We start from the raw sequence: 2,052 nt of genomic DNA on the forward strand, positions 1-2,052 counted from the left end.
GCGCATCTTTGAGCAGTGCTTTGCCAAGCCCTGCGCCTTGGTGCTGAAGGTCCACGGCAAGCCTGGCCAGAATCATCACCGGCACGGGGTGTTGTGGAATGCCTTTGGTCACACGCGGTGCCGCATTGGATGGCTCGACACTGCCAACCGCCAAGCTGTAAAAACCAACGACCGAGCTCGATTCGCAGCTCACGTAGGTTTGCGCGCTGTTGGATTTTTGGTTGACGAACGCAAAGCGCTGCAAAAACAAGTTCAGTGCAGGCTGACCGCAATCAAAGGACTCAACAGCGTCCGAACCGGCCAGTTTGCGAACCGGCTCGTAAGCCCGCGAACTCAACCAAGTAGCCCCGGCTCAGACAAAAGTTTCTTTAGCTTGGGCTTGGGCTTGGCGCTCACGGGCTGATCCAGTGCAGCCTGAAACGCCAGCCACTGCTCGTCACTCAGCTCGAAACGGGTGCGATCTGCCAAGGTCTGGTTGGCCGCGATGATGCCCGCGTCGAGCAAAAACTCGCTCACATTTTTGTGTGCCACACGTGCTGCTTCCTGAAGCAATTGCTTCACGGGCGCGCTGGCGCGTACATCGATGCGCTCAGATTTGGAGTGAATGACTGCAGTCATGGCAACCCTTTTTTGGACAGTTGCCCCATCATAGCGTCCGGACATCGTCCTGACAAGTGTTTTTAACAACTGTACCCATGATGCACCGCCAATACCCCCAAAGTGCCAACCAAAACGGCAGGGCAACATAGCTTAAAACCGCGTGCAATCGGTACGGTTCAAATTCACGTTTTGAACGCACTAAGTCAAGAGGTTTTGAGCAAAAAGCCGTCTCAACAGTTCGAGTACCCCATCAAAGGGTGAGTTTCTTCAAAATCGGGGAAAGCTTTGGGAAAAAATTCAATCAGCTCAATCACTTGCAAACAGGCGTTTGAAGGATTGAAATATTGAAAGAAGTCACTGGCGGAAAGAGAGGGATTCGAACCCTCGGTACAGGTAAACCTGTACGCCGGATTTCGAATCCGGTGCATTCGACCACTCTGCCATCTTTCCTGAATGTCGGTAGAGCTGAAATTTTAAAGCTTCAAGGCTTGGTGGGAACTGCGTCCTCTACGGGTGCAGGTTTTTTAGCAGCTGCTGCGGGAGACACCACATTGGCGCTGCGGGGTGCCAGCGTCAAAATCACCAAAGCCGAGCCGCCCGCCAAGGGATTGCCCTCTTGGATTTCAATGGTGACATTGCGCTCGCCTTTGTTAAACACCAACACACTGGACTTGGAACGCACGGCTGACAACAAAGTCCAACCTTGGCTAGGGTAGTTTTCTAAAAAATAACTGTAGGCCGAGGTGGTGTCGCGGGCTGAATCCATCACCACACGACCGACCCAGTTTTCACCAGTGCCAATCACCAGCGACTGCTCATGCAAGATGCGTGCGCCTGGGGGCAACTGGGTTTGACCCAGCAAATCGGCTCCCGACATATCGACGCTGGAAGATGTTCTGCCGGCCCCCATGGGCAAATTGGCGCAAGCCGCCAGCAAAAGCAACACTGTAGTAACAACAATAGACGAAAAGCGCATGGAAGATCCTTTGGGTATTTAAGTTTTGAGAGTTTGAATAGAGCCCATATAGGGAAGAAGCGCTTCTGGCACACGCACGCTGCCATCGGGTTGTTGGTAGTTTTCAAGCACAGCCACCAAGGTACGTCCCACGGCCAAGCCAGAGCCATTCAAGGTATGGACCAACTCGTTTTTGCCTTGAGCGTTTTTAAACCGCGCTTGCATACGGCGCGACTGAAAGGTTTCGCAATTGGAGCAGGAGCTGATTTCGCGGTAAGTGTTTTGTGCAGGCAACCAGACTTCCAAATCGTGGGTACGTGCAGCACCAAAGCCCATGTCGGCGGTGCACAGCAACATGACGCGGTAAGGCAAACCCAGCTTTTGCAAAATAGCTTCAGCGTGGCCAGTCATATCTTCCAAGGCGGCATTGCTGTGGTCGGGATGCACGATTTGCACCATCTCGACTTTGTCAAACTGGTGCTGGCGAATCATGCCGC

The 2,052-nt window shown here is 53.1% G+C and carries 4 protein-coding genes and 1 tRNA gene; all 5 read right to left on the bottom strand.

Translation table 11 applies throughout. The annotated features are described in order from the left end of the window. Positions 1-337, bottom strand: a 337-nt coding sequence (locus tag AC9UEO_RS13525; protein ID WP_509534563.1) for a GNAT family N-acetyltransferase, incomplete at its 3' end; no start/stop codon positions are given. Beyond that, positions 334-618 (bottom strand): type II toxin-antitoxin system TacA family antitoxin, encoded by a 285-nt coding sequence (locus AC9UEO_RS13530; RefSeq protein ID WP_509534566.1) that lies wholly within the window; start codon positions 616-618, stop codon positions 334-336. The genes AC9UEO_RS13530 and AC9UEO_RS13525, both read right to left, overlap by 4 nt. A gap of 340 nt (positions 619-958) precedes the next feature. Further along, positions 959-1,050 (bottom strand) — tRNA-Ser (locus tag AC9UEO_RS13535). 31 nt (positions 1,051-1,081) lie between these two features. Continuing rightward, positions 1,082-1,576 carry a hypothetical protein gene (locus tag AC9UEO_RS13540; protein WP_509534569.1) on the bottom strand — a complete coding sequence of 165 codons (495 nt, stop codon included), beginning with the start codon at positions 1,574-1,576 and terminating at the stop codon, positions 1,082-1,084. A gap of 18 nt (positions 1,577-1,594) precedes the next feature. After that, the coding region (locus AC9UEO_RS13545) for an aminoacyl--tRNA ligase-related protein (RefSeq protein ID WP_509534572.1) at positions 1,595-2,052 on the bottom strand (458 nt) is incomplete at its 5' end.

Source organism: Limnohabitans sp. (assembly GCF_040401495.1).
GTDB lineage: Bacteria > Pseudomonadota > Gammaproteobacteria > Burkholderiales > Burkholderiaceae_C > Limnohabitans.